Source organism: Citrobacter sp. XT1-2-2 (genome assembly GCF_023516235.1).
Lineage (GTDB): Bacteria > Pseudomonadota > Gammaproteobacteria > Enterobacterales > Enterobacteriaceae > Citrobacter > Citrobacter werkmanii.
In genome coordinates this window covers 3,364,404-3,388,856 of sequence record NZ_CP097324.1, presented here as the reverse complement: position 1 = coordinate 3,388,856, position 24,453 = coordinate 3,364,404, and the positions used below count along the sequence as shown (strand labels likewise).

23 protein-coding genes are annotated in these 24,453 nt (G+C 54.1%); 8 read left to right on the top strand and 15 right to left on the bottom strand.

Features of this window, described 5'->3' with window-relative positions:
• The first annotated feature begins 40 nt into the window (after nucleotides 1–40).
• Nucleotides 41–373 (top strand): ChiQ/YbfN family lipoprotein, encoded by a 333-nt coding sequence (gene chiQ, locus M4I31_RS16220; protein WP_038638809.1) that lies wholly within the window; start codon nucleotides 41–43, stop codon nucleotides 371–373.
• A gap of 44 nt (nucleotides 374–417) precedes the next feature.
• On the opposite strand, the gene M4I31_RS16215 is transcribed toward chiQ, so the two are convergent.
• The 8 genes from M4I31_RS16215 to ybfF form a co-directional block, all read right to left on the bottom strand.
• The gene (locus M4I31_RS16215) at nucleotides 418–1,713 is read right to left on the bottom strand and encodes an MFS transporter (RefSeq protein WP_038638812.1); all 1,296 of its coding nucleotides are present in this window, start codon (nucleotides 1,711–1,713) and stop codon (nucleotides 418–420) included.
• A gap of 53 nt (nucleotides 1,714–1,766) precedes the next feature.
• A complete protein-coding gene (gene tcuB, locus M4I31_RS16210; RefSeq protein ID WP_085047507.1) occupies nucleotides 1,767–2,906 on the bottom strand; it encodes a tricarballylate utilization 4Fe-4S protein TcuB in 1,140 nt (379 codons plus the stop codon).
• The gene (tcuA, locus tag M4I31_RS16205; RefSeq protein WP_085047506.1) at nucleotides 2,893–4,296 is read right to left on the bottom strand and encodes an FAD-dependent tricarballylate dehydrogenase TcuA; all 1,404 of its coding nucleotides are present in this window, start codon (nucleotides 4,294–4,296) and stop codon (nucleotides 2,893–2,895) included. Before tcuA ends, tcuB begins: the two co-directional genes overlap by 14 nt.
• 97 nt (nucleotides 4,297–4,393) lie before the next feature.
• Nucleotides 4,394–5,320 (bottom strand): tricarballylate utilization LysR family transcriptional regulator TcuR, encoded by a 927-nt coding sequence (tcuR, locus tag M4I31_RS16200; protein ID WP_069323165.1) that lies wholly within the window; start codon nucleotides 5,318–5,320, stop codon nucleotides 4,394–4,396.
• A 127-nt stretch (nucleotides 5,321–5,447) separates the two neighbouring features.
• On the bottom strand, nucleotides 5,448–5,894 hold the full coding sequence (fur, locus tag M4I31_RS16195) for a ferric iron uptake transcriptional regulator (protein WP_003022836.1): 447 nt from the start codon (nucleotides 5,892–5,894) through the stop codon (nucleotides 5,448–5,450).
• A gap of 289 nt (nucleotides 5,895–6,183) precedes the next feature.
• On the bottom strand, nucleotides 6,184–6,714 hold the full coding sequence (fldA, locus tag M4I31_RS16190) for a flavodoxin FldA (protein ID WP_003022839.1): 531 nt from the start codon (nucleotides 6,712–6,714) through the stop codon (nucleotides 6,184–6,186).
• Nucleotides 6,715–6,869: 155 nt separating this feature from the next.
• Nucleotides 6,870–7,157 (bottom strand): LexA regulated protein, encoded by a 288-nt coding sequence (ybfE, locus tag M4I31_RS16185; RefSeq protein WP_042310165.1) that lies wholly within the window; start codon nucleotides 7,155–7,157, stop codon nucleotides 6,870–6,872.
• 128 nt (nucleotides 7,158–7,285) lie between these two features.
• Nucleotides 7,286–8,059 carry an esterase gene (gene ybfF / locus M4I31_RS16180; protein ID WP_250856809.1) on the bottom strand — a complete coding sequence of 258 codons (774 nt, stop codon included), beginning with the start codon at nucleotides 8,057–8,059 and terminating at the stop codon, nucleotides 7,286–7,288.
• A gap of 193 nt (nucleotides 8,060–8,252) precedes the next feature.
• Between ybfF and seqA the strand changes: the two genes are divergently transcribed.
• Both seqA and pgm read left to right on the top strand, forming a co-directional pair.
• Complete coding sequence (seqA, locus tag M4I31_RS16175) at nucleotides 8,253–8,795, top strand: replication initiation negative regulator SeqA (protein ID WP_038638828.1); 543 nt, start codon at nucleotides 8,253–8,255, stop codon at nucleotides 8,793–8,795.
• A gap of 24 nt (nucleotides 8,796–8,819) precedes the next feature.
• A complete protein-coding gene (gene pgm / locus M4I31_RS16170; protein WP_139815544.1) occupies nucleotides 8,820–10,460 on the top strand; it encodes a phosphoglucomutase (alpha-D-glucose-1,6-bisphosphate-dependent) in 1,641 nt (546 codons plus the stop codon).
• A 95-nt stretch (nucleotides 10,461–10,555) separates the two neighbouring features.
• On the opposite strand, the gene kdpE is transcribed toward pgm, so the two are convergent.
• Genes kdpE through kdpF form a run of 6 tightly spaced genes read right to left on the bottom strand, consistent with a single transcriptional unit; the run spans nucleotide 10,556 to nucleotide 18,337 of the window.
• Nucleotides 10,556–11,233, bottom strand: coding sequence for a two-component system response regulator KdpE (kdpE, locus tag M4I31_RS16165; RefSeq protein WP_006685492.1), 678 nt, complete (start codon nucleotides 11,231–11,233; stop codon nucleotides 10,556–10,558).
• On the bottom strand, nucleotides 11,230–13,914 hold the full coding sequence (gene kdpD / locus M4I31_RS16160; RefSeq protein WP_085047504.1) for a two-component system sensor histidine kinase KdpD: 2,685 nt from the start codon (nucleotides 13,912–13,914) through the stop codon (nucleotides 11,230–11,232). The genes kdpE and kdpD overlap by 4 nt, the downstream gene beginning before the upstream one ends.
• A 10-nt stretch (nucleotides 13,915–13,924) precedes the next feature.
• Nucleotides 13,925–14,491 (bottom strand): potassium-transporting ATPase subunit KdpC, encoded by a 567-nt coding sequence (gene kdpC, locus M4I31_RS16155; protein ID WP_038638841.1) that lies wholly within the window; start codon nucleotides 14,489–14,491, stop codon nucleotides 13,925–13,927.
• A gap of 8 nt (nucleotides 14,492–14,499) precedes the next feature.
• Nucleotides 14,500–16,548, bottom strand: a complete 2,049-nt coding sequence (gene kdpB, locus M4I31_RS16150; RefSeq protein ID WP_085047503.1) for a potassium-transporting ATPase subunit KdpB — start codon at nucleotides 16,546–16,548, stop codon at nucleotides 14,500–14,502.
• Between the two features lie 20 nt (nucleotides 16,549–16,568).
• Nucleotides 16,569–18,248, bottom strand: coding sequence for a potassium-transporting ATPase subunit KdpA (kdpA, locus tag M4I31_RS16145; protein ID WP_085047502.1), 1,680 nt, complete (start codon nucleotides 18,246–18,248; stop codon nucleotides 16,569–16,571).
• Complete coding sequence (gene kdpF / locus M4I31_RS16140) at nucleotides 18,248–18,337, bottom strand: K(+)-transporting ATPase subunit F (RefSeq protein ID WP_077949339.1); 90 nt, start codon at nucleotides 18,335–18,337, stop codon at nucleotides 18,248–18,250. The genes kdpA and kdpF overlap by 1 nt, the downstream gene beginning before the upstream one ends.
• A 308-nt stretch (nucleotides 18,338–18,645) precedes the next feature.
• Here kdpF and M4I31_RS16135 point away from each other — a divergent pair, with 308 nt between their 5' ends.
• The 4 genes from M4I31_RS16135 to M4I31_RS16120 all read left to right on the top strand — a co-directional run bounded on the left by M4I31_RS16135 (nucleotide 18,646) and on the right by M4I31_RS16120 (nucleotide 21,886).
• Entirely contained in the window at nucleotides 18,646–18,852 is a 207-nt protein-coding gene (locus M4I31_RS16135) for a YbfA family protein (RefSeq protein WP_003022870.1), read from the top strand.
• Nucleotides 18,853–18,939: 87 nt separating this feature from the next.
• Entirely contained in the window at nucleotides 18,940–19,371 is a 432-nt protein-coding gene (locus M4I31_RS16130; RefSeq protein WP_085047501.1) for a DUF523 and DUF1722 domain-containing protein, read from the top strand.
• 20 nt (nucleotides 19,372–19,391) lie between these two features.
• Entirely contained in the window at nucleotides 19,392–20,810 is a 1,419-nt protein-coding gene (phrB, locus tag M4I31_RS16125) for a deoxyribodipyrimidine photo-lyase (RefSeq protein WP_085047500.1), read from the top strand.
• Nucleotides 20,811–20,971: 161 nt separating this feature from the next.
• On the top strand, nucleotides 20,972–21,886 hold the full coding sequence (locus tag M4I31_RS16120; RefSeq protein ID WP_085047499.1) for an Rpn family recombination-promoting nuclease/putative transposase: 915 nt from the start codon (nucleotides 20,972–20,974) through the stop codon (nucleotides 21,884–21,886).
• A 50-nt stretch (nucleotides 21,887–21,936) separates the two neighbouring features.
• On the opposite strand, the gene dtpD is transcribed toward M4I31_RS16120, so the two are convergent.
• Nucleotides 21,937–23,418 carry a dipeptide permease DtpD gene (dtpD, locus tag M4I31_RS16115; protein WP_085047498.1) on the bottom strand — a complete coding sequence of 494 codons (1,482 nt, stop codon included), beginning with the start codon at nucleotides 23,416–23,418 and terminating at the stop codon, nucleotides 21,937–21,939.
• 289 nt (nucleotides 23,419–23,707) lie between these two features.
• Here dtpD and ybgI point away from each other — a divergent pair, with 289 nt between their 5' ends.
• Entirely contained in the window at nucleotides 23,708–24,451 is a 744-nt protein-coding gene (ybgI, locus tag M4I31_RS16110; RefSeq protein WP_016152273.1) for a radiation resistance protein YbgI, read from the top strand.
• The last annotated feature ends 2 nt before the right edge of the window (nucleotides 24,452–24,453 follow it).

Here is a 24,453-nt window from a genome sequence, read left to right as displayed (position 1 = left end):
CGGCAGACCAGACGTCTGCCGCTCCGTTGAGGAAAGTGCTATGAAAAAACTGATACTCATCGCCATTATGGCATCAGGGCTGGTGGCTTGTGCGCAATCCCCTTCGCCGAAAGAAGACAGTCGCCTGAAAGAAGCCTACAGCGCGTGTATTAACACCGCGCAAGGATCGCCGGAGAAAATTGAAGCCTGCCAAAGCGTGCTGAATGTGTTGAAGAAAGAAAAGCAGCACCAGCAGTTTGCTAATGAAGAAAGCGTACGCGTACTGGATTATCAGCAGTGTATCCAGGCCACGCGCACGGGTAACGATCAGTCCGTTAATGCTGATTGTGACAAGGTCTGGCAGGAAATTCGTAGCAAGAACGCTGCGCAGTAATTCGAAAAATGCTACGGGCGGAGAATTTTCCGCCCGTTTGCTTTTCAGAGCTTATGTTCCACTGGTTGATAGCCCCGACTCAGTCGGACAAACAGCATTGCCGTGGCGGCGAGTCCACAAAGTGCTGCGCACATCAGCCACCATCCAGGTGAGCTTTTATCCCCGGTTAGCTGGACCAGCGCCGTGGATATGACTGGTGTAAGGCCGCCAAAAATCGCCGTGGCAAGACTGAATGCCAGTGAAAAGCCCACCGTACGGACATAGACAGGCATCACCTCGGTGAGTGCCGCGACCATTGCCCCGTTGTACATGCCAAAAAAGAACGAGAACCAAAGCAGGACCAGCGTCATGCGCATGAAGTCTGGCGCGGCGGTGAGCCAGTGCATTACCGGCCAGGTGGTAAGCAGTGCGAGTACGGTAATCCCCATCAATACCGGACGACGACCAATTCGGTCAGATATCGCTCCGCCAATCGGCAGCCAAATAAAGTTAGAAATACCGACCAGCATGGTGACTACCAGGCTATCGCGCGCGCTCAGGTGGAGTACGGCCCTGCCGTAGGTTGGGGTGTAGACGGTAATAAAGTAAAACGTCGTGGTGGTCATCGCTACCAGCAGCGTACCCGCAGCGATCAGACGCCAGTTTTTGATGATAGTGGTGAAAATTTCCCTGGTGTCGGGACGGTGCGTACGTTGTAAAAATGCGTCTGTTTCCTGAAGCGAACGGCGCAGGACGAAGATCAACGGAATAATCATACAACCAATAAAAAACGGAATGCGCCAGCCCCATTCAGAGATCTCATCGTGCCCCAGTGTGGCATTCAGAGCGTAGCCAATCAGCGCCGCCACCACAATGGCGACCTGTTGGCTGGCGGACTGCCAACTGGTGTAGAAACCTTTATTGCCAGGCGTGGCGATTTCAGAAAGATAAACCGAAACGCCTCCCAGCTCTACGCCCGCAGAGAAGCCTTGCAATAATCGACCGACTAATACCAGCACAGGGGCCAGCAGGCCAATGCTTTGATAACCGGGAACCAGGGCAATCAGCAGGGTACCGCAGCCCATGATCGCCAGCGTCACCATCAGTCCTTTACGGCGACCAATTCTGTCGATGTAAGCACCCAGCACGATTGCGCCAACGGGCCGCATTAAAAAACCCGAACCGAAAACCGCAAAGGTCAACATGAGCCCGGCAAATTCACTCTCCGCGGGGAAGAACGTCTTTGCGATATAGGTGGCGTAAAACCCGAACAGAAAAAAGTCGAACTGTTCGAGAAAATTACCGCTGGTTACCCGCAGTATTGCGCCGAAAGTTCCGGCGCGCGATGGTTGTTGTGTCATTGGGTTTGCTCCACTGTCTTATCATAATATTTATAGAGGTAAGAGTTTGCGGGTTAGTCGCCTGTGACCCCCGCTTGTTTGCCGCGCCGTTTCTCAATCGCCCACTTGAGTAAGGCTGCGCAGCGGTAAAATCCGTGGGCAAATTTTCCGTAAGGAATGGTCAGAAAAAGCGCCATGACCACGCCGAGATGAATGGCCAGTAAAATAGCCATCCATGAGGTGTCTCTTCCCGCCAGCAGCGCCAGACCGGTCAGACTGGTCAGCAGCAGCAGCAAAATAAAACCGCGATCCATCGGTTTTTGCCGTGCGTCGCCGTGTAGCGGTGAGCGTTTAAGATTCAGCCATAGTAAGCCAGCCGGGCCGACAACCAGACCAATGCCGCCCAGCGTGCCCAGCATCACCGGAACGCTGAAGAACGGGTAGGGCGCTTCTATGCCTGCAAAGTAGTGATAGCCTGTTGCCACCACGGTGGCGGCAAAGCAGAGCATAAAACCGTAGAAGGTAAAGTGGTGGAAACGGCGGCGCATCAGGGTGAAAGCATCATCCGCTTCGTTACAACCTTTGCCGTGGCCACCATCGAGATATTTCAGCGTCAGCGCATCGTGTGAGGCTTCAGCAATCTCGGCGGAACGCGGCATACCCGGAGAGATCTCGCGCCAGAAGCGGATCACGCCCGCCATCAGCAAACCGATCGCCAGAATAAAGACCGAACCAAACATCCAGGCCAGCAGATTATGCGGGAAAATTTGATAGAAATCCCCGGCCAGCGGAGGATGGTATAGTGAACCTTTAAAAACTATAGCGAGGAGTAAAAACAGGATCAGACCGAAAACCAGCGCCAGCGTCACGGTTACGCCCGCGCGACGATAAAGCGCGCCAAAGGCGGCGGGTTGCGCATAATGCTGATAGGTTTCGAGCCGGACCTCCGCCATCGCCTTCGGTACGTTGATGGCAAATTCATGAGGCGGGGCATACTGACACGCGTGCAGGCAAGCGCCGCAGTTATGGCACAAGTTCGCCAGATAGTTGATATCCGCTTTACCGAATTCCAGACGTTGCGTCATCGCCGGGAATACGGCGCAAAAGCCTTCACAATAGCGACAGGCATTGCACACCTGCATCACACGTTCAACTTCAGCTTCCGGTTCGGTGATAATTTGCGCTTCGATGATCAGTTTCTCAAGCTGCTTCATGACGTGTCTCCTTACGTGCGGCCAGCGCGGCTTCTTTTCCGGCAATGCGGCCAAAGGTGGTGCCGATCGACATCCCCACGCCTGCGGTGTAGCCCTTGCCCAACACGTTGCCCGCCATCATCTCTCCGGCGACGAACAGGTTACGGCTTGGAAGCCCGGCAAAATGCACAGCGGCGTGTTCGTTCACTTTTAACCCAAGATAAGTGAAGGTGATCCCTGGCCGCAGGGCATAGCCGTAGAATGGCGGCTGGTCCAGTGGTCGCGCCCAGTGCGTTTTCGCGGGTAGCAAATCTTTGGTGGCGCAGTTATCCAGAACGGTGTGGTCGAACTGACCTGGCTGGCAGGCGTTGTTGTATTGCGTCACGGTGTGGGTAAAACGTTCGGCATCCAGTCCTAACTGAAGAGCCAGCTCTGCCAACGTATTGGCCTGCGCGCCGGGAAAAACCGGCGGCATAAAGTGGCCAATAGCTTTACTGTCGATGATGGAGTAGCCAATCTGCCCTGGCTGTTGAGCGACCAGACGTCCCCAGATGGCGTAGCGTTTGGGCCAGAAATCTTCACCTTCATCATAAAAGCGCTCAGCGTCCCGGTTCACCACTATACCGAGCGAGACGCAGTCCACGCGGGTGCAAATCCCGCCGTCATATAATGGCGCTCTGGCATCAATGGCCACGCAGTGTGACTGGGAAGGATCGCCGATAATGTCGGCTCCGGCATCCATCATAAATTTGAGCAGTACGCCCTGGTTAAAGCGCGTGCCGCGAATCAGGAAGTTATCCGCTGGCCATTCGCCGCGCTCGTTCTCTCCCCATGCTTCTCGTAGCCATTCGCGGTTAGACTCAAAACCGCCAGCGGCAAGCACGCAGGATTTAGCGGTGATGCGCTCTTCGCCTGCCAGCGCCGCCACGAACTCGCCATTACGCAGTTCAAGCGCCTGAACCGGGGTGTTATAGCGGATCTGCACTCCCAGCTTTTCTGCGCTGCGATAATAGGCATTCACAAGGGCCTTTCCACCGCCCATAAAAAAGGCGTTGGTTCGCGCCACGTGTAAAGCGCCAGAGAGAGGAGGCTGAAAGTTAACGCCGTGCTGGCGCATCCAGTCGCGGCATTGTGAAGAGGTACGGATCACCAGACGCGCCAGCGCTTCGTTGGTATTCCCTTCCGTGACGCGCCACAGATCTTGCCAGAATTCTTCTTCAGGATAGCTGTCCACCAGCACATCCTGCGGCGCATCATGCATACAACGTAAATTACGCGTGTGTTGGGAGTTTCCTCCGCGCCATTCCCGGGGGGCCGCTTCGAGCAGGAGTACCGAAGCTCCTTGCTCCCGGGCGGTCAAGGCAGCACATAACGCGGCATTACCACCACCAATCACCAGTACATCAACCATCGTATACTCCATTACCATTTAACTATTTGTTAAATTTGTAATTGAAATGTATACGCACAGCTTGTACGGGCGCTATGATGTGGTGCTAAACGGTACTTTAGTTATTGTAAAGAGTAGCGCCAGGCCAGCTTCCTGCTTCTACCAGTTGATGCATAACTTTCGTCAGCACCACACGGGCGGCAAGGCCTGCCGGGGTAAGTTCATCGTCAGAGAGGCTGACCAGAAAGTTAGGGCGGCTAAGTATCGGATTATAGACGCCGATCACTCTTAGAGTTTCTTTATCGAGATGGGAGATCGCCGCACCGGGCTGAAGAGTGGCGCCAATGCCACTGCGTACGGCGCGCATCAGTAACGCCAGACCATCAATTTCAGTAGCGATCTCAATATTTAGCGCGTGTTCCTGGCAGATGGCATCCAGCCTGCCGCGCAGACCGTGTCCTGGGCTTGGCATGATCAATGGAATATTTGCCAACTGGGCTGGAGCAATATTGTCGTCGACAATATCAGCCAGTAGGGCATGGGTCCCAATCAAAAACAGCCGTTCTTCAAGAATCGGTCTGGCGCTCCAGCGCAGGATCTTTTCTTTTTGAAACACGACAGCCAGATCAATCTGGCGGGTATTAATCATTCGTTCCAGGTTGCCAGAGAGACTTTCCACCACATGCAGGCGAACATCAGCATAGCTTTCCCGCATGGCGTGAATAAATGGCATGCCGAGAACGGAAGCGGTACTGGGGGCCATACCGACGCTGACGTGTCCGGAAAGTCGGGCCTCGCGCGCGGCGAGGATTGCATCGTCTGCATGCCGGAGCGCCAGCTGCGCCTGGGAGTAAAAAGCCAGTCCGGCGCTGGTGGGTGTCACACCGCGCGAGGTGCGTTGAAGCAGGCGAATAGCAAGTTCGTTTTCCAGGCGCGTCATTTGCTGACTGAGTGCCGAAACACCGATATTGAGATCGATCGCCGCGCTACCCATGCTGCCGGTTTCTACAATACGCACAAAATAACGTAGTTGACGAAGTTCCATTTCAACTCTCCGAATGGCAATTGATTTTTACATTAAAGCAACATTGACGTAGAAGGAAGAGGGGGATGGTCAAATTTGGCCCATAAAAAAAGCCAACCGGATGGTTGGCTTTTCAGAAATCGTCACATTATTTGCCGTCGTGCGCATGCTCATCTTCGCGGCAATCGCCTTCGGCGCAGTGGCCATAAAGATAGAGGCTATGGTTGGTTAAGCGAATACCATGTTTAGCCGCAATCTCACGCTGACGCGCTTCAATGGAATCATCGCTGAACTCGACCACTTTGCCGCAGTCGAGGCAAATGAGGTGATCGTGGTGATGCTGTTGAGTCAGTTCGAAGACGGATTTACCACCTTCAAAATTGTGGCGGGTCACGATACCGGCATCATCAAACTGGTTCAGCACACGATACACGGTCGCCAGACCAATTTCTTCACCCATATCGATCAGGCGTTTGTATAAGTCTTCCGCACTGACGTGATGGTTATCCGGTTCCTGAAGAACTTCCAGAATTTTTAAACGAGGAAGCGTTACTTTCAGGCCAGCCTTCTTTAATGCGGTATTGTTGTCAGTCATGCGGAATCTGTCCTGTAGCTAAACGATTCACTTCATTAACAGAAGTGACAGAAATTGCACTTGAGAAATTGCGTATCATTATAGAACTGCCATGGTTAAATGAAAACAGCAAGTCTCTGGCATATATTGTTAATCAAAACGTGGTATCGCCGACAAACACACTGTGCAACACCCGATTGGCATCCAGCCATTGTACAGGGTCAGACGGAAAAGTTACAAATTTGTAGCAATTATTTTGATTGGTTTTATCTATTGATGCGGCGCAGATGAGGATCTGCGCCGCGCGAAATCAGGCATTGATGATTTCGTCGAGGTGCAGTTCTTCTGAGATCTGCTTAACCCATTTTTCTACGCGTTCAGCGGTCAGCTCCGGCTGGCGATCTTCATCGATAGCCAGACCGACAAAGTGGTCGTCGTCAGCCAGGCCTTTGGACGCTTCAAAGTGATAACCCGCCGTTGGCCAGTGACCGACGATGGTGGCGCCGCGTGGCTCAATGATGTCGCGAATTGTGCCTAACGCATCGCAGAAATATTCTGCGTAATCTTCCTGGTCGCCGCAGCCGAACAATGCAACCAGTTTGCCGTTAAAATCAATGTCTTCGAGGGTAGGGAAGAAATCGTCCCAGTCACACTGCGCTTCACCGTAGTACCAGGTTGGAATGCCGAGCAGCAGAATGTCATACCCTTCCAGGTCTTCTTTGCTGCTTTTTGCAATGTCATGTACATCGGCAACGTCTTTACCAAGCTGTTTTTGAATCATTTTTGCGATGTTTTCGGTATTACCGGTGTCGCTGCCGAAAAAGATGCCAGTGATTGCCATGAGTAAAATAACCTCTTGAAACTTATTGAAATGGTGGTGGCGCATTGCCCACGGATAAGGGCAATCATAGCAGAACAGTCAGGCATGCGGAAACAGCAAACACGCGGGACTGCACTCTGTGCTACACGATTTATGATTTAGAGCAGAAATTCAGACTATGCCTGACCGCGCAATGCGGTGAGTTGGGTCATCAGCATCTCTTCGATGAGTTCACTGCGACTCATGTTGCGCGCCTCGGCCAGCTCGTTTAACGCGTCAACGGCATCAGCGTTCAGTTTCAGTTCGACACGCTTAAGCCCGCGAACTTTGTCACGTTTAAGCTGATTACGTTTATTTATACGTAACTGTTCATCACGCGAGAGCGGATTAGTTTTGGGTCGTCCCGGGCGACGCTCCTGCGCGAACAGATCTAATGTCGTACGGTCCGTTTGTTCTTTGGCCATGATCTTGGTGACTTCGGGGAAACAATCAGCCAGGCGTCCGCCCGGATGGATAGCGCGCCATAATACATCAGCAGGAGAGGCACGCCAACGCCCACGCGCGTAATCGCGCACGGACGCTGAGTTTTTAATCAGTTAGCCGGTTCGTTCAGATAACGACGGATGGCCCGCAGCACTGCTTCAGGTTTTTCCGCATGTACCCAATGCCCCGCGCCTGCGATAACGTGCGCCCGAGCCTGCGGGAATTGTGCCAGCAGTTGCTCGCGATACGCTTCGGTGACATAAGGGGAGTTACCGCCTGGAATAAACAATGCCGGGTGCTCCCATGCCGGGAGGGTGTGCCAACCGACGATATTGGGATATTGATCCCATAATACGGGAACGTTAAAGCGCCACTCGCCGTCAACAAAGGATTTCAGCAGAAACTGAATAACACCCTCTTCTTGCAGATGCTGGCGCATGACGCTTGCCGCTTGCTGGCGCGAGGACGCTTGTGCCTCGGTTACGGCATTGATTGCCGCAAAAATCTCATCGTGACGGCGCACATGATAGTCAACCGGCGCAATATCAATAGCCACCAGCCGATCAATACGATCAGGGGCTAACGCGGTTAACGCCATGACGGCTTTTCCCCCCATAGAGTGACCAATAAAGATCGCTTTTTCGATCTGTCGATCGTCCAGCGCATCCACCAGGTCTTGCGCCATGGCCGCATAATTCATCTCAGGCGATCGGGGCGAGAGGCCATGATTTCGCATATCGACCTGGATGATATCGTGATCGGCCACCAGGGAGCGTGCCAGGATCCCCAGGTTATCCAGGCTACCAAACAGGCCGTGAACCAGGACGATGGGAGAATTATTGTGCAGGTTTTGCGCAGATTGCGCTCGGATATTCAATTTCATGGCAAAGTTCTTTTTTTCACACTCACGGGTTAGGGTATCATGTTGACCATTCTGCCACAGGGCTGCAACAACTACGGTTACTCCGAGTTTTATCAGCCACCAGGCTTGACGCTATCCGCTGTTGGGATTTGCCTTTACACTACGCGTGTTAACCCAACAACTTGTATTCAGCTAAACACTGCACTGGATTAAGATGAAAACGATTGAAGTTGATGATGAACTCTATAGCTATATTGCCAGCCATACCAAGCATATCGGCGAGAGCGCATCCGACATTTTACGGCGTATGTTGAAATTTTCCGCCGCAGCACAGCCTGTCACTCCGGTAGTAAAAGAAGTCCGCGCTGTGCAACCTGTCGTGGAAGCTAAGCCGGTTAACCCCGTAAAAGATAAAGTGCGCGCGATGCGTGAACTGCTGTTGTCCGATGAATATGCGGAACAGAAGAAAGCAGTAAATCGCTTTATGCTGGTGCTGTCTACACTCTATTCTCTGGATCAAAACGCATTCGCCGAAGCAACGGATTCGTTGCATGGCCGGACGCGCGTTTATTTTGCGGCAGATGAACAGACGCTGCTGAAAAATGGTAATCAAACCAAACCGAAACACGTGCCAGGCACGCCGTACTGGGTGATCACCAATACCAACACCGGCCGTAAATGCAGCATGGTGGAGCACATCATGCAGTCAATGCAATTCCCTGCGGAATTGATTGAAAAGGTTTGCGGAACAATTTAATCCTTGCATTAGAAGGACCAGGCAATGGCAATCCACAACCGTGCAGGTCAACCTGCGCAACAGAGTGATTTGATTAACGTCGCCCAACTGACGGCACAGTACTATGTACTGAAACCAACGGCAGGGAACGCTGAGCACGCCGTAAAGTTCGGTACATCCGGGCATCGCGGCAGTGCAGGTCGTCATAGTTTTAACGAGCCGCATATTCTGGCTATCGCCCAGGCGATTGCTGAAGAACGTGCGAAAAACGGGATTACTGGCCCGTGCTATGTGGGCAAGGATACCCACGCGCTGTCTGAACCGGCTTTTATCTCTGTGCTGGAAGTGCTGGCGGCGAATGGTGTTGACGTCATCGTGCAGGAAAACAACGGCTTTACGCCAACCCCTGCCGTGTCGAATGCCATCCTGGTCCACAACAAAAAAGGCGGCCCGCTGGCTGATGGCATTGTGATCACGCCGTCCCACAACCCGCCGGAAGATGGTGGCATTAAATACAACCCGCCAAACGGTGGTCCGGCAGATACCAACGTCACCAAAGTGGTGGAAGACAGGGCTAACGCGTTGCTGGCTGACGGTCTGCAAGGCGTGAAGCGTATGTCGCTGGACGCGGCGCTGGCATCGGGTCATGTGAAAGAGCAGGACCTGGTTCAACAGTTTGTGGAAGGACTGGCGGATATCGTCGACATGGCGGCGATCCAGAAAGCGGGTCTGACGCTGGGTGTTGATCCGTTGGGCGGTTCCGGTATCGAATACTGGAAGCGTATTGCGAAGCACTACAACCTGAACCTGACTATCGTTAACGACCACGTTGATCAGACTTTCCGCTTTATGCATCTCGATAAAGACGGCGCAATCCGTATGGACTGCTCCTCCGAGTGCGCGATGGCGGGTCTGCTGGCGCTGCGTGACAAGTTCGATCTGGCCTTTGCCAACGATCCGGACTATGACCGTCACGGTATCGTCACCCCGGCGGGGCTGATGAACCCGAACCACTACCTGGCGGTGGCGATCAACTACCTGTTCCAGCATCGCCCGCAGTGGGGCAAAGATGTTGCCGTCGGTAAGACGCTGGTTTCCTCGGCAATGATTGACCGCGTGGTCAACGATCTGGGTCGTAAGCTGGTGGAAGTGCCGGTCGGTTTTAAATGGTTTGTTGACGGTCTGTTCGATGGCAGCTTTGGCTTTGGTGGTGAAGAGAGCGCGGGCGCTTCTTTCCTGCGTTTCGACGGTACACCGTGGTCGACCGACAAAGACGGCATCATCATGTGCCTGCTGGCGGCAGAAATTACCGCTGTGACCGGTAAGAACCCGCAAGAACACTACAACGAACTGGCTGCTCGCTTCGGCGCGCCGAGCTACAATCGTTTGCAGGCGAGCGCGACCTCCGCGCAGAAAGCGGCGCTGTCTAAGCTGTCTCCGGAAATGGTAAGCGCCAGCACGCTGGCGGGCGACCCGATCACCGCACGTCTGACCGCGGCACCTGGCAATGGTGCTTCCATTGGCGGTCTGAAAGTGATGACTGACAACGGCTGGTTTGCCGCGCGTCCGTCAGGCACAGAAGACGCTTACAAGATCTATTGCGAAAGCTTCCTCGGCGAAGAACACCGCAAACAGATCGAAAAAGAAGCGGTTGAGATCGTCAGCGAAGTGTTGAAAAACGCGTAAACCCCAGGCCGGATAAGACGCTAACGTCACCATCCGGCATGAATACAAAAGCCGGATAGCATGTATGCTGATCCGGCTTTTTTATTCGACTAGACTTACGGCATAAACCGATAGCCAATCCCGGTTTCGGTCAGAAAATGACGTGGACGAGCCGGGTCCAGCTCCAGTTTCTGGCGCAGGTGTCCCATATAAATTCGCAGATAGTGGCTGTGCTCAACGGCGTTCGGCCCCCAGACCTGATTTAACAGCTGGCGTTGCGTCAGTACCTTCCCGGCATTATTCAGCAGTACCGCTAACAGGCGAAACTCAATCGGCGTCAGATGGATTTCCTCGTCACCACGGTGTACGAGGCGGGCGGCGATATCCACTTTTACGTTGGAAAAATGCACCACCGGTTCGGGAGACGCGCCGCTGGCGTGGCGACGCAATGCCACGCGCAATCGCGCCTGTAGCTCGCCAATACCGAAGGGTTTACTGAGATAGTCATCGGCGCCGGCATCCAGTGCGGCGATTTTATCGCTCTCTTCGCTGCGGGCTGAAAGCACAATTACCGGGATTGCGCTCCATTGTCGCAGGTCGCGAATAAAATCAATGCCGTCGCCGTCTGGCAGGCCGAGATCGAGAATGATGAGATCGGGTTTTCGCGTGGCGGCTTCCAGCAAACCACGTTGTAGCGTTTCCGCTTCATATACACGCAGGCCATCGGCTTCCAGCGCAGTGCGCAGAAAGCGGCGAATGGCCTGTTCATCTTCAACAATCAGTACGTTTGTCACATATCCTCATGAAAATCTTCAAGTTCAGGGGGGATCTCCTGGGGTAGTGTAACACGGAAACATGCCCCCCCCTGGGCACGATTATGGGCGGAAATGGTACCGCCGTGCACGTCCACAATCGCCTGACAAATGGCCAGTCCCAACCCCACGCCGGGTACCGATGACTCTTTGTTTCCTCTGGAAAATTTGTCAAAAACGCGCTGTTCCATACCCGACGGAATACCCGGTCCATTATCCCAGACGTCCAGTAGCAGGTGCTCGCCATCGACGCTGGCGTCAATGCCGATTTGTGCCTGCGGACCCGCGTATTTTACGGCGTTCTCCAACAGATTAATTAACACCCGTTCAAAAAGCGGGCCATCGACATGGATCAGCGTCAACGGTTCGGGTAACGACAGATTAATCGGGGCGGAGAGTCCCGGCTCCAGCATCTGCAGGGCGCTACCCACCACCTCTTCCAGCGTTAACCACTCCTTCTTAAGATTAAAGCCGCCAGACTGAATTCGCGCCATATCTAACAGATTATTGACCAGCCGGGTGGTATTCAGCACGTGCTGGCGAATTTCACTGGCCTGACGCGCATGCGGCGAACCTTCACTGGCCAGATCCAGCGTTAAAATCTCAGCCTGACCGAACAGCACCGTCAACGGCGTGCGCAAATCGTGGGACAGGGCGGCAAGCAGCGCATTGCGAATACTTTCGCGTTCACTGGCAAACCGGGCCTGCTCTTCGCTGGCGGTCAGGGTCAGACGTTCCAGCGCACTGGCGACCAACAGGGTAAAGGTTTCCAGCAGGCGCTGCTGCTCGGGAATCATCAACTGACGCAGATTTCCCGGTTCCACTACCAGTAGCCCATGCGTTTTATCGGCACTTTTTAGCGGTAAGATTTGGTACGGTACGCCCGGTAAGGTATCCGTGCCCGCGCCAGCCGGTTGCCCTTTGTCAAAACTCCATTGGGCAATGGCATCGTCCCATGGCGTTATGCCCTGTTGATGGGTGAGGGGAGCCAGCTTACCGTTTTCATCAAGTAATAAAACCTGACTGCGGGCCTGAAACGTTGAGGCGATAAACTGTTCGCTGGTCGCGGCGATAGCCTGCTGGCTCCGTCCAACGGCTAACGCTTTCGACATCTCATACAGATGACGCGTACGCTGTTCCCGATAGCGCGCCACCCGCGCCTGATAACGGACGCCGGCGGTCAGATTACCGATAACCAGCCCGACCGTTAGCATTACGGCAAAAGTAAGCAGGTACTGGACGTCGGAAACGGCCAGCGTCCCACGCGGGGCAATAAAGAAGAGATCGAAGCTGGCGACGTTAATAAAGGTTGCCAGTACGGATGGCCAGCGTCCATAGAAGAGGGCGATAACCACCACACCCAGCAAATAGAGCATTACCAGGTTAGCGGCATCAAAAGCCATCAGCCACTGCATCGCGATCAGCGTAATGATGGCGCATAGCGCGACGGCAACCACACAACCCTGAATTTGTACCCGCCATTTATCTTTAAAGGTGCGGTTATCCGTAGTGGGTAGCGTCGGGCGTGAAGGCGGTTCGTCCAGCGCGACAATCATCAGATCGAGATCCGGTGCGCGATGGGCCAGTTTGTCGGCAAAGGAATCGCTGCGCCACCAGCGACGCGTTGTCGGACGCCCGAGCACAATTTTTCCCAGATTATGCTCGCGGGCGTAGCGGATTACCGCTTTATCTTCAGCAGGATCGGAAAGCGTGGCGGTTTCCGCGCCCAGCTCCTGGGCTAATCGCAGTGCGCTTAAGATCGCGCGCCGCTGTTTTTCGGGGAGTCGGTGCAGTGCCGGCGTTTCGACATACACAGCATGCCAGACGCTACCGAGACGCGCCGCCAGTCGCGCGGCGGCGCGCACCAGTTTTTCGCTGCCGGTGTTGTGCCCAATGCACAGCAAAACGGCGTCGCGGGTATGCCAGACTTTTTCTTCCCCTGGACGCCCGCGCCAGGCGCGCATTTGATCGTCCACCCGATCGGCCGTGCGGCGCAAGGCCAGCTCGCGCAGCGCGATCAAATTACCTTTGCGAAAGAAATGCTCGATGGCTCTTTCCGCCTGACCAGCGATATAGACCTTGCCTTCGTTCAGGCGCTGGCGCAAATCATCGGGGGGAAGATCGACCAGCACCACATCGTCAGCGGCATCGAAGAAAGGATCAGGGACGGTTTCGCGCACCTGAATACCAGTGACGCCGCTGACCACATCATTGAGACTTTCCAGATGCTGGACGTTAACGGTGGTAAAGACGTCGATACCGGCTTCCAGCAACTCTTCAATATCCTGCCAGCGCTTTGGATGGCGTGAGCCTGGCGCATTACTGTGCGCCAGTTCATCCATTAAAATGAGCGCCGGACGGCGGGCCAGCGCGGCATCAAGATCGAACTCGCTGATGTGACGACCATGACGCGCGTGTCGCTTTAGCGGCAGGATACTGAGACCGTCCAGCAGCGCGGCGGTCTCTTTGCGTCCGTGGGTTTCCACCACGCCAATCAGCACATCTAACCCCTGCGCCCGCAGCCGCTGGGCTTCCGTTAGCATGGCCCAGGTTTTCCCGACGCCCGCGCAGGCGCCGAAGAATATTTTTAGTTTTCCGCGGTGCGGGGCGGTGGTCTGCTCCAACAGGCGATCGGGGTCGGGACGTAAGGGTTCGCTATGCATGTCCTTTTTCTCAGTGCTTATCCAGCGCTAAATTAAGTTCCACCAGGTTCACCACCGGCTGGCCGATAAAACTGACCAGCGGCTTTTGCGTGTATTGTGCAACCAGGCGCGACACCTCTTCAACGCTGAGGTTGCGGGCCTGCGCCACGCGAGGAATTTGCCAGGCCACCGCGGCGGGCGTCAGGTTGTTATCCAGCCCGCTGGCAGACGCGGTTACCAGCTCTAGCGGAACGGCTGGATTAGCCTGTGGATTGGCAGCACGCAGCGCGGCAATCCGGCTTTGCAACTGTTTATCCAGTTCCGGGTTGCTGACGGCCAGGTTACTGCCGCCAGAAGCCATGGGATTATAGGGCATTTCCGCCGTCGCAGACGGACGCCCCTGAAAATAACCGGCGGCGGTAAAATGTTGCCCAATAAGCTCAGAGCCGCGAACAACCTGATCTTCGCGGATCAACGAGCCGTTAGCCTGGTGGGGAAACCACCACTGCCCCAGCGCGGTGGTCAGCAGCGGGTAAGCCCCGCCGGTAATAAGCATCAGGAAAATCAATGTTGATAATGCAGGACGTAATCCACTCATCTGAAACCTCACACCAGACCCAACAGGGTCAGCAGTAAATCAATCGCTTTAATACCAATAAATGGCACCACCAGACCGCCCAGACCGTAGATCCACAAATTACGGCGCAACATTGCAGATGCGGATAACGGCTTGTAGCTCACGCCTTTAAGCGCCAGTGGGATCAGAAAAACGATGATTAGCGCATTAAAGATAACCGCGCTGAGGATCGCTGAATCCGGCGAATGCAGTCCCATGACGTTAAGCGCATTGAGCTGCGGATAGGTGGCGGCGAACGCGGCCGGGATAATGGCGAAATACTTTGCCACGTCATTGGCGATACTGAAGGTGGTCAGCGAGCCGCGCGTCATCAGCATCTGTTTCCCAATGTGCACCACTTCAATCAGTTTGGTGGGGTTGGAATCGAGATCCACCATGTTGCCAGCTTCCTTCGCCGCCTGGGTCCCGGAGTTCATAGCGACCGCGACATCCGCCTGCGCCAGTGCCGGGGCGTCGTTGGTTCCGTCGCCGGTCATCGCCACCAGACGGCCTTCCGCCTGATACTGACGAATCAGCGCCAGCTTGGCTTCCGGCGTGGCCTCCGCTAAGAAATCATCCACCCCGGCTTCTGCGGCGATCGCGGCGGCGGTCAGGCGGTTATCGCCGGTTATCATCACCGTTTTGATCCCCATTTTGCGCAGTTGGGCAAAACGTTCTTTGATCCCGCCTTTCACAATATCTTTCAGGGCTATCACGCCCAGTACGCGGGAGCCTTCGGCTACCACCAGCGGCGTAGCGCCAAGGCGAGCGACGTTGTCGACCTTCTGCTCGACATCGGCGGGGAAGTGACCGCCGTTGGCTTCAACGTGACGACGAATGGCATCGACCGAACCTTTGCGGATCATACGGTTGTCGATGTTGATACCGCTCATCCGGCTTTGCGCGGTAAACGGCACAAAGGTCGCGTGCAGCGATTGCACGTCGCGAATACGCAGATTAAAGCGCTGTTTTGCCAGAATAACGATGCTGCGGCCTTCCGGTGTTTCATCGGCCAGCGATGAAAGCTGTGCGGCATCGGCCAGCGTTTTTTCGTCCACGCCCTGGGCAGGCAGAAAATCTGAAGCCTGACGGTTACCCAGCGTAATAGTGCCGGTTTTATCCAGCAGCAGGACGTCCACGTCCCCCGCGGCTTCGACCGCACGTCCGCTGGTGGCAATGACGTTCGCGCCCAGCATACGGCTCATCCCGGCCACGCCAATGGCAGAAAGCAGACCGCCGATGGTGGTGGGGATCAGACAAACGAGCAGGGCAACCAGTACCGTGACGCTGACCGCGCTGCCGCCCCAGGCGGAAAACGGCCATAGCGTGGCGGTCGCTAGCAGAAAGACGATAGTCAGGGCAATCAGCAGGATCGTCAGGGCGATTTCATTGGGGGTTTTACGCCGCTGCGCACCTTCGACCATGGCGATCATCCGGTCGAGGAATGTTTCGCCGGGGTTTACGCTGCATTCAATCACCAGCCAGTCGGAGAGGATGCGAGTCCCGCCGGTGACCGAGGCAAAATCGCCACCGGATTCACGAATGACCGGCGCAGACTCACCGGTAATCGCGCTTTCGTCTACCGATGCGCCACCTTCTATCACCTCGCCGTCACACGGGATAATATCGCCAGCTTCCACCAGCACAATATCGCCTTTACGGAGATCATCGGCAGGGACGTGATCCATGGCCGAGCCGTATTTTGGTTCGCGAAGTTTGCGGGCAAAGGCGGTTTTTTTCACCCCTTTCAGGCTGTTCGCCTGTGCTTTACTGCGCCCCTCAGCCAGCGCTTCGGCAAAGTTAGCGAACAGGACGGTAACCCACAGCCACAGACTAATCGCGCCGGTAAACCACGGATTGCCTGGCATATAACCTGTTGCCATCGCCAGCGTTAACAGCGTGGTCAGCAGGCTGCCCAGCCAGACGAGAAACATCACCGGATTACGCCATTGGGTATGTGGGCTTAATTTTTTCACGGCATCCATCAGCGCCTGTGCGACCAGAGAAGGTTCGAACAGCGCCAGTTGCTTGCGACTCATAGTAATGTGCTCCGCATCACTCAGTGTAATGACAGGTATTCTGCGACCGGGCCAAGGGCCAGGGCAGGAACAAAGGTGAGAGCGCCAACCAGTAACACCGTACCGATTAACAACCCGACAAACAGCGCGCCGTGGGTAGGTAGCGTGCCAGGGCTGGCAGGCTGGATCTTTTTACTGACCAGCGACCCGGCAATAGCCATCACGGGTACGATCACGCCGAAGCGACCGAAGAACATGCACAGCGCCAGCAGGCAATTCCAGAACGGGCTATTGGCGCTTAATCCGGCAAAGGCGCTACCGTTGTTGTTCGCGGCAGATGACACGGCATACAGCACTTCACTAAAACCATGTGGACCCGGGTTGAGCATGGCGCTGCGCCCGGCATCGGTCATCATTGCTATTGCTGTGCCGAGCAGGACCAGCGCAGGTGTGACCAGAATCGCCAGCGCGGTCATTTTCATTTCGCGCACGTCGATTTTCTTACCCAGGTATTCCGGTGTTCGGCCAATCATCAGCCCGGCGATGAACACAGCCAGCAATACGAACAGCAGCATGCCGTACAGACCTGAACCCACACCGCCGAAGACCACTTCGCCAATTTGCATCAGCCACATCGGCACCATTCCGCCGAGTGCGGTAAAAGAGTCATGCATCGCAATCACTGCGCCACAGGATGCCGCCGTTGTGACGACCGCAAACAGACTGCTGACCAGTACGCCAAAGCGGCTCTCTTTGCCTTCCATGTTGATATTGCTGTCTGCACCTAACTGCATCAGATGCGGGTTGCCCTGAACTTCGGCCCACATCACGACGGTTACGCAGATGACAAAAATGAGCGACATGGCCCATAACAGGGTCCGGCCCTGACGACGATCGCCCACCACATCGCCAAATGCAAAACACAGCGCGGTAGGAATTAAGAAAATAGCCAGCATCTGTACCAGGTTGGTCAGTGCGGTTGGGTTTTCAAACGGATGTGCTGAGTTAGCGTTAAAGAAACCGCCTCCGTTGGTGCCGAGCATCTTAATCGCTTCCTGCGAAGCGACAGGTCCCATCGGCAGCAACTGTTTCACCCCTTCAAGCGTCGTGATGGGCTGATAGGGCAATACGTTTTGCAGCGCGCCTTGTTGAATAAAAAACAGGGCGATGAGCAGCGCGATCGGCACGAGGATCCACAGCGTAATACGAACCAGATCAACCCAGGCATTACCCAGCGTATCCATATTCTGGCGCGTAAAGGCACGCGTCAGGGCAAAAATCACCGCAATCCCGGTCGCCGCGGACAGGAAGTTCTGCACGGTCAACCCAGCCATCTGGCTGAAGTAGCTTAAAGTGGTTTCACCGGCATAAGATTGCCAGTTGGTATTGGTGACAAAACTCACTGCCGTGTTGAGCGCCAGATGCCATGAAAGTCCTGGAAGCTGCTGAGGATTCAGCGGCAGCAGGTTTTGCGCCATCAGCATCGAAAACAGGACCAGCAGGCCCAGTACATTGAGCGCGAGGATTGCCAGCAGATACTGCCGCCAGTTCATCTCCTGTTGCGAAATGCCCAGACCACGCCAGAGCACACTCTCCACGCCAGCGAGGCCCGGTAGGGACGTATTATTGATGAGTCGGGCCAGTCCAAACCCCAGCGGTCTGGCGATGACAAACAGCACCAGCAAGAAACTGGCAATGAGTAAAAAACCTTGAGCCGCCATCAGAACGCCTCCGCATTAATCAGGGCATACACAAGGTAACCTAATAATAAAAAGACCAGCCCAATGCCGGTTATCACGCCTGCACTCACAGTGCACCTCCAGTGGCATAAATGTGATAACCAGAGCGTAGGTTTTTGCTTGCAAAGATTTCGCAAAAATCGGCGGGCGGGGTGTAAAAAAAGTATAAAAATGGCAAAAACCATTATTTAACTAATGGTTAGTATTAATTTAACTTTTATGTAACTTAATTACGGTTTTAAGCTAAACGGGGCATAAATAGATAAAAATAAGTGGTCGGATGAGTAGTAAAATTACACACAAGGCGGTATTATTTTCATCAGTTAACCAACTTTATTTTTCCGGTGCGATTCACCGAACAGTTATATGGGAGAGGATTATGGACTTTTATAAAGAATATCCAGCACACATTGTTTTCTTACGCCGTACCTTTGCCGTAGTGGCGGGCGTACTGGCGCTGCCGGTCATGCTGTTCTGGAAAGACCGTGCCCGTTTTTACAGCTACCTGCATCGCGTCTGGTCTAAAACCAGTGATAAGCCGGTGTGGATGGAGCAGGCTGAAAAAGCCACCTGCGATTTCTATTGATAATTTATGAATCCTAAAAGCCGCTGATATCAGCGGCTTTTTTGCTCATGATAGCTACACTTATCTCAGGAATGAAAAGGAGCGATCATGAGCGAGAAAATCCCTGTTGGTATCAGTGCCTGTCTGTTGGGGGAAGCGGTTCGCTATGATGGTGGGCATAAGCGCCTGGCCTTTGCTGTGGAAGAACTGTCGCCGTGGGTCGCGTTTGAACCCGTATGCCCTGAAATGGGGATCGGGTTACCGGTCCCACGACCTGCGCTGCATCTGGTCAAAGAGGGTGAGGCTGTCTCCCTGCGTTTTAGTGATAAGCGCGAGGGGTATTTTCGTACGCAATTAAATTCTCGTCAGCGACAAGAGCTGGCCTCTCTCATTGACGGCTATCGACGTGCGACTCAACCGCTGCTTGCGCCAATAACATTACTCAAACACTATATGGCGGAATACCCGGATGCTTATCTTTCCGGGCAGCGCTATTTCAATCCCTGGCCAGAGGCTCTGCGTTTGCGCTACGGGCGTTAATTTTTTTCTTCAGGAGTGTTATGACCACCCATTTGGTCTGGTTTCGGCGTGATTTACGTCTGCACGACAACCTCGCGCTGGCGGCGGCTTGTCGGGATCGTTCTGCGCAGGTGCTGGCGTTATATATATCTACCCCCGGGCAGTGGAAGGCCCACGATATGGCCCCGCGTCAGGCGGCATTTGTCAACGCGCAGTTGAATGCGTTACAAGCGGCGCTGGCAGAAAAAGGCATCCCTTTACTGTTTCATGAAGTGGCTGATTTTGCGGCCAGCGTGGACACCGTCAAACGTGTCTGCCTGCAGTATGACGTCAGTCGATTATTTTATAACTATCAATATGAAATAAACGAACGACAGCGTGATGTAAACGTAGAGAAATCATTACCCCAGGTGGTGTGCGAAGGGTTTGATGACAGCGTGATCCTGCCTCCTGGAGCGGTGATGACCGGCAATCATGAGATGTATAAAGTGTTCACGCCCTTTAAAAATGCCTGGCTGAAGCGGATTAAAGACGGTATTCCAGAATGTGTGAGCGCGCCAAAAATGAGAGAAAGCGGCGCTCTTGACGCACCGTTAACATCAATAACGCTGAGCTATCCGCAGCAAGATTTTGATGCCCAAAGGTTTGTGGCAGAGGAAAAATTGGCCATCGCGCAATTACGCCAGTTTTGCCAGCAGGCTGCGGGAAAATACGAACAGCAGCGTGATTTTCCCGCGATTGACGGGACCAGTCGATTATCCGCAAGCCTGGCGACAGGCGGGTTATCGCCGCGCCAATGCCTGAATCGACTGCTCGCAGAGCAGCCGCAGGCGCTTGAGGGCGGGGCGGGCAGCGTCTGGCTGAACGAGCTTATCTGGCGTGAATTTTATCGTCATCTGATGACGTATCATCCGGCGCTGTGTCGGTATCAACCCTTTATCCGCTGGACCGATCGCGTGCAATGGCAGAATAACCCGACGCATTTGCAGGCCTGGCAAACGGGTCAAACGGGTTACCCGATTGTGGATGCGGCGATGCGTCAGCTCAACGCCACGGGCTGGATGCATAATCGTTTACGCATGATTACGGCCAGTTTTTTAGTAAAAGACCTGCTGATCGACTGGCGTAAAGGGGAGCAGTATTTCATGTCGCAACTGATCGATGGCGACCTGGCGGCCAATAACGGCGGCTGGCAGTGGGCCGCATCCACCGGAACCGATGCCGCACCGTATTTCCGCATATTTAACCCCACGACGCAGGGCGAAAAATTTGACCGTGACGGTGAGTTTATCCGCCAGTGGCTGCCGGAATTGCGCGATGTGCCGGGTAAAGCCATCCATGAGCCGTGGTCGTGGGCGGAAAAAGCGCAGGTGACGCTCAACTATCCTCGCCCGATTGTCGATCATAAGCAGGCCAGACTGGCTACGCTGGCGGCATATGAGGCGGCGCGAAAAGGGTAAAGGCAGGGTGGATTTCTGCGTAATGCCTTCCAGCAAAATGAATTTGTTGCAGTTGGGCGCGTTTAGCGCTGAAGCGTGCGCGCAAGGTTGTTAATGCCCTGATGCAGATGCTTTTATCTGGCAGTAAAGTTCCGTCATCTTCATTCGGGTGATGGAACTTGATGACAATGCCAACAACCTCCACACCGCACGATGCGGTATTTAAAACGTTTTTACATCATCCCGAAACGGCGCGGGATTTTCTCGACATTCACCTGCCAGCTGAACTGCGGATGCTTTGCGATTTGAATTCGCTGAAGCTGGAGTCAGAAAGCTTTATTGAAGCGGATTTACGTTCGCGCTACTCCGACGTGCTCTGGTCTTTGCACACACGCAACGGTGACGGTTATGTCTATGTGGTGATAGAGCATCAAAGTTCAGCTGAGCCGCATATGGCTTTTCGTCTGTTGCGTTATGCGATGGCGGCGATGCAGCGTCATCTGGACGCAGGGCATAAGGAACTGCCTCTGGTGATACCGATGCTCTTTTATCATGGCTGCCGAAGCCCCTATCCGTACTCATTGTGCTGGCTGGATGCCTTTGCTGACCCCGTGGCGGCAAGACAGCTTTATTCCAGCGCATTTCCGTTGGTAGACATAACGGTGGTACCCGATGATGAGATCATGGCTCACAGACGAATGGCGCTGCTGGAATTAATGCAAAAACATATCCGTCAGCGGGATTTGCTGGGGCTGGTAGAGCAACTGGCCACGCTGCTACTTACTGGATGCGCTAATGACACGCAATTACAGGCGATGTTTAATTACATCCTACAATCTGGCGACGAATCTCGTTTTAATGAATTTATGCAGGAGATAGCGCAACGGATCCCCCAACATAAGGAGAGGCTGATGACTATTGCAGAGCGGTTACGGTTAGATGGATTACAGGAAGGGTTACAGCAGGGATTACAGCAGGGTAAACAAGAGGCCGCATTACGTATAGCGCAAACCATGCTGGAACAAGGTATAGATCGCACAATGGTGCTACTGGTTACAGGTCTTACTGAAGAGGAACTCGCAGCAATTGATGCATAATTACCTGAAAAAACAGGCCCGAATCTTATCACATCATCGGGCCTGTGCATTCAGGACTCTACCGCTAACGCACGGTTTCTGAATTTCAGCGACTGGTACAGCCAAATCAGCAGCACCAGTACCACACAGGCCAGTGCGCCCCAGGTAATTTCGCTAAAGACGTCGATATAGGCATTGATGGAATAGTTGATGGCGCCGGCAGCGTCAAACGAACCTTGTGACGTCTGGTCGGCGATCACCCCAGCCAGGTAGTTGGCGATTGCGCCGGAAAGCAGCATATAAATGCCGGTTAATACACCGGTTACTCCGGGGATCTCAATGCGGGTAATTTGTGACATTGCCACCGGGTCGATAAACAGTTCCGCAAAGCCCATGACCGCCAGCCCCAATACCATCAGCGGCATGGAAGAGTGGCCGTAAGCGGCGGACCAGCGGGCACTTAAGGTCAGAATACAAAAACCGGCGCTCATTAAACCGAGACCAAGGGCAAATTTGCCCCAGATGCGTACGGTGCGATTGCCGCCTGCGCTCTCTTTGACCACCCATGCCAGCACGATACCGCACAGCATAACCGCAAAGGCGTTAACTGACTGGAACATCGCGGTGGGTACGGAATACCCCATAATGTCGCGATTAACAAAGCGGTCGATATACAGGCTGATTGAGCTACCGCCCTGTTGAGCAAAGGCCCAGAACAGCAGGCTAAAGAAGGTCAGCGTGACGATGAGCCCCAGCTCTTTGCGCTGCTTCTGGGTTTGCGCCTGGCGGTAAATCTTCGCCAGAACCGCCAGACCGATAACAGTAGCAACGATCAGGGCGTACACGGACCACTCTTTCCAGAACAAGACAGTAATCAGCAGTGGGGCGGCAACCAGCAGAACTAACAACCAGGCCCAGTTCGGCAACATGTATTTTTTCGCGCGCAGAACAGCCTTATTGACGCCGGTGGTATGGGCGAAATGGCGATTACCACATAAGAAAATCACCAGCCCTGCCAGCATGCCGATAGCGGCCAGCGCAAACCCCATCGCCCAGCTGTACTCTTCCTGCACATAGCCACAGGCTATCGGGGCAATGATTGAGCCGATGTTGCCGGCGGCGTAGAGCAGAGAGAACCCACCGTCGCGGCGGGGATCTTCAGGCTGATACAGTTCACCCAGCAGGCAACTGACGTTGGATTTAAACAGACCGTAGCCACAGACGATAATCGCTAGGGATAAATAAAGGAATGCCGGGGCCATTTCGCTGGCGCCCAACACCAGATGCCCCACCGCCATCAAAAATGCGCCGATCATCACCGCCATCCGGTTGCCGAGCACTTTATCTGCCAGATACCCTCCGAGAATGGGCGTGACGTAGACCAACGAGCAGTAGGCGCTGAACAGTTCGTAGGCGTGATTATCGTCGTACTTAAGCTGGTTAGTGAGATACAGAATCAGCAGCGCACGCATACCGTAAAAACTGAAATATTCCCAAATTTGTAGCGCGACAACGTAATAAATCGCCCGCGGTTGAGATGCTTGTTTATTCATTGTTTTCTCGAAGTAAATGTCTCGCAACAGGTTGAATGTGCTGTGCGAGCGTGTTTCCTTAAAGTTGTAACTTTGATACAGATCTGATTATTTTTGCAATATGCTGTCTGATTGCATAAATATACATGAATTAGATCATGTGGTGGTATGCAAATTACGTTCTACAGTGGTGTGATTGTTTCTTAATGTGTCAGTGAAATGACTATCGACGAACGCAGGCGAGGACGCTATTTTAACCTAAGCTGTGTTGCTGATTGGGCAGGCAGAACTTATGACAACGAGGACGATGATGAAAAACACCGAACTGGAACAACTGATCAATGACAAACTGAACAGCGCCGCCATTAGCGACTATGCGCCGAACGGTTTGCAGGTTGAGGGCAAAGAGACGGTGCATAAAATCGTGACCGGCGTGACCGCAAGCCAGGCGCTGCTGGACGAGGCAGTGCGCCTGCAGGCCGATGCGGTCATCGTTCATCACGGTTATTTCTGGAAAGGCGAATCTCCGGTGATTCGCGGCATGAAGCGCCATCGTCTGAAAACGCTGTTGGAAAATGATATTAACCTGTATGGCTGGCATCTGCCGCTGGATGCCCATCCGGAACTGGGCAATAACGCGCAGCTTGCCGCGCTATTGGGGATTACCGTGATGGGGGAAATTGAGCCGCTGGTACCGTGGGGTGAACTCTCTATGCCGGTTCCGGGGCTAGAGCTGGCGTCGTGGATTGAAGCGCGTCTGGGCCGTAAACCGTTATGGTGCGGTGATACCGGGCCGGAAAAGGTGCAACGCGTCGCGTGGTGTACGGGGGGCGGTCAAAGCTTCATTGATAGCGCAGCCCGGTTTGGCGTCGATGCCTTTATCACCGGTGAAGTCTCAGAGCAAACCATTCACTCTGCCCGCGAACAGGGGCTGCATTTTTATGCTGCCGGTCACCATGCGACCGAACGCGGCGGGATTCGCGCATTAAGCGAATGGCTGAATGAAAATACCGATCTGGATGTCACTTTTATTGATATTCCTAACCCAGCGTAATA

Coding starts and splice junctions, on each gene's coding strand:
- chiQ (WP_038638809.1), top strand. CDS start 41: ATGAAAAAACTGATACTCATCGCCATTATGGCATCAGGGCTGGTGGCT.
- M4I31_RS16215 (WP_038638812.1), bottom strand. CDS start 1,713: ATGACACAACAACCATCGCGCGCCGGAACTTTCGGCGCAATACTGCGG.
- tcuB (WP_085047507.1), bottom strand. CDS start 2,906: ATGAAGCAGCTTGAGAAACTGATCATCGAAGCGCAAATTATCACCGAA.
- tcuA (WP_085047506.1), bottom strand. CDS start 4,296: ATGGTTGATGTACTGGTGATTGGTGGTGGTAATGCCGCGTTATGTGCT.
- tcuR (WP_069323165.1), bottom strand. CDS start 5,320: ATGGAACTTCGTCAACTACGTTATTTTGTGCGTATTGTAGAAACCGGC.
- fur (WP_003022836.1), bottom strand. CDS start 5,894: ATGACTGACAACAATACCGCATTAAAGAAGGCTGGCCTGAAAGTAACG.
- fldA (WP_003022839.1), bottom strand. CDS start 6,714: ATGGCAATCACTGGCATCTTTTTCGGCAGCGACACCGGTAATACCGAA.
- ybfE (WP_042310165.1), bottom strand. CDS start 7,157: ATGGCCAAAGAACAAACGGACCGTACGACATTAGATCTGTTCGCGCAG.
- ybfF (WP_250856809.1), bottom strand. CDS start 8,059: ATGAAATTGAATATCCGAGCGCAATCTGCGCAAAACCTGCACAATAAT.
- seqA (WP_038638828.1), top strand. CDS start 8,253: ATGAAAACGATTGAAGTTGATGATGAACTCTATAGCTATATTGCCAGC.
- pgm (WP_139815544.1), top strand. CDS start 8,820: ATGGCAATCCACAACCGTGCAGGTCAACCTGCGCAACAGAGTGATTTG.
- kdpD (WP_085047504.1), bottom strand. CDS start 13,914: ATGCATAGCGAACCCTTACGTCCCGACCCCGATCGCCTGTTGGAGCAG.
- kdpC (WP_038638841.1), bottom strand. CDS start 14,491: ATGAGTGGATTACGTCCTGCATTATCAACATTGATTTTCCTGATGCTT.
- kdpB (WP_085047503.1), bottom strand. CDS start 16,548: ATGAGTCGCAAGCAACTGGCGCTGTTCGAACCTTCTCTGGTCGCACAG.
- kdpA (WP_085047502.1), bottom strand. CDS start 18,248: ATGGCGGCTCAAGGTTTTTTACTCATTGCCAGTTTCTTGCTGGTGCTG.
- M4I31_RS16135 (WP_003022870.1), top strand. CDS start 18,646: ATGGACTTTTATAAAGAATATCCAGCACACATTGTTTTCTTACGCCGT.
- M4I31_RS16130 (WP_085047501.1), top strand. CDS start 18,940: ATGAGCGAGAAAATCCCTGTTGGTATCAGTGCCTGTCTGTTGGGGGAA.
- phrB (WP_085047500.1), top strand. CDS start 19,392: ATGACCACCCATTTGGTCTGGTTTCGGCGTGATTTACGTCTGCACGAC.
- M4I31_RS16120 (WP_085047499.1), top strand. CDS start 20,972: ATGACAATGCCAACAACCTCCACACCGCACGATGCGGTATTTAAAACG.
- dtpD (WP_085047498.1), bottom strand. CDS start 23,418: ATGAATAAACAAGCATCTCAACCGCGGGCGATTTATTACGTTGTCGCG.
- ybgI (WP_016152273.1), top strand. CDS start 23,708: ATGAAAAACACCGAACTGGAACAACTGATCAATGACAAACTGAACAGC.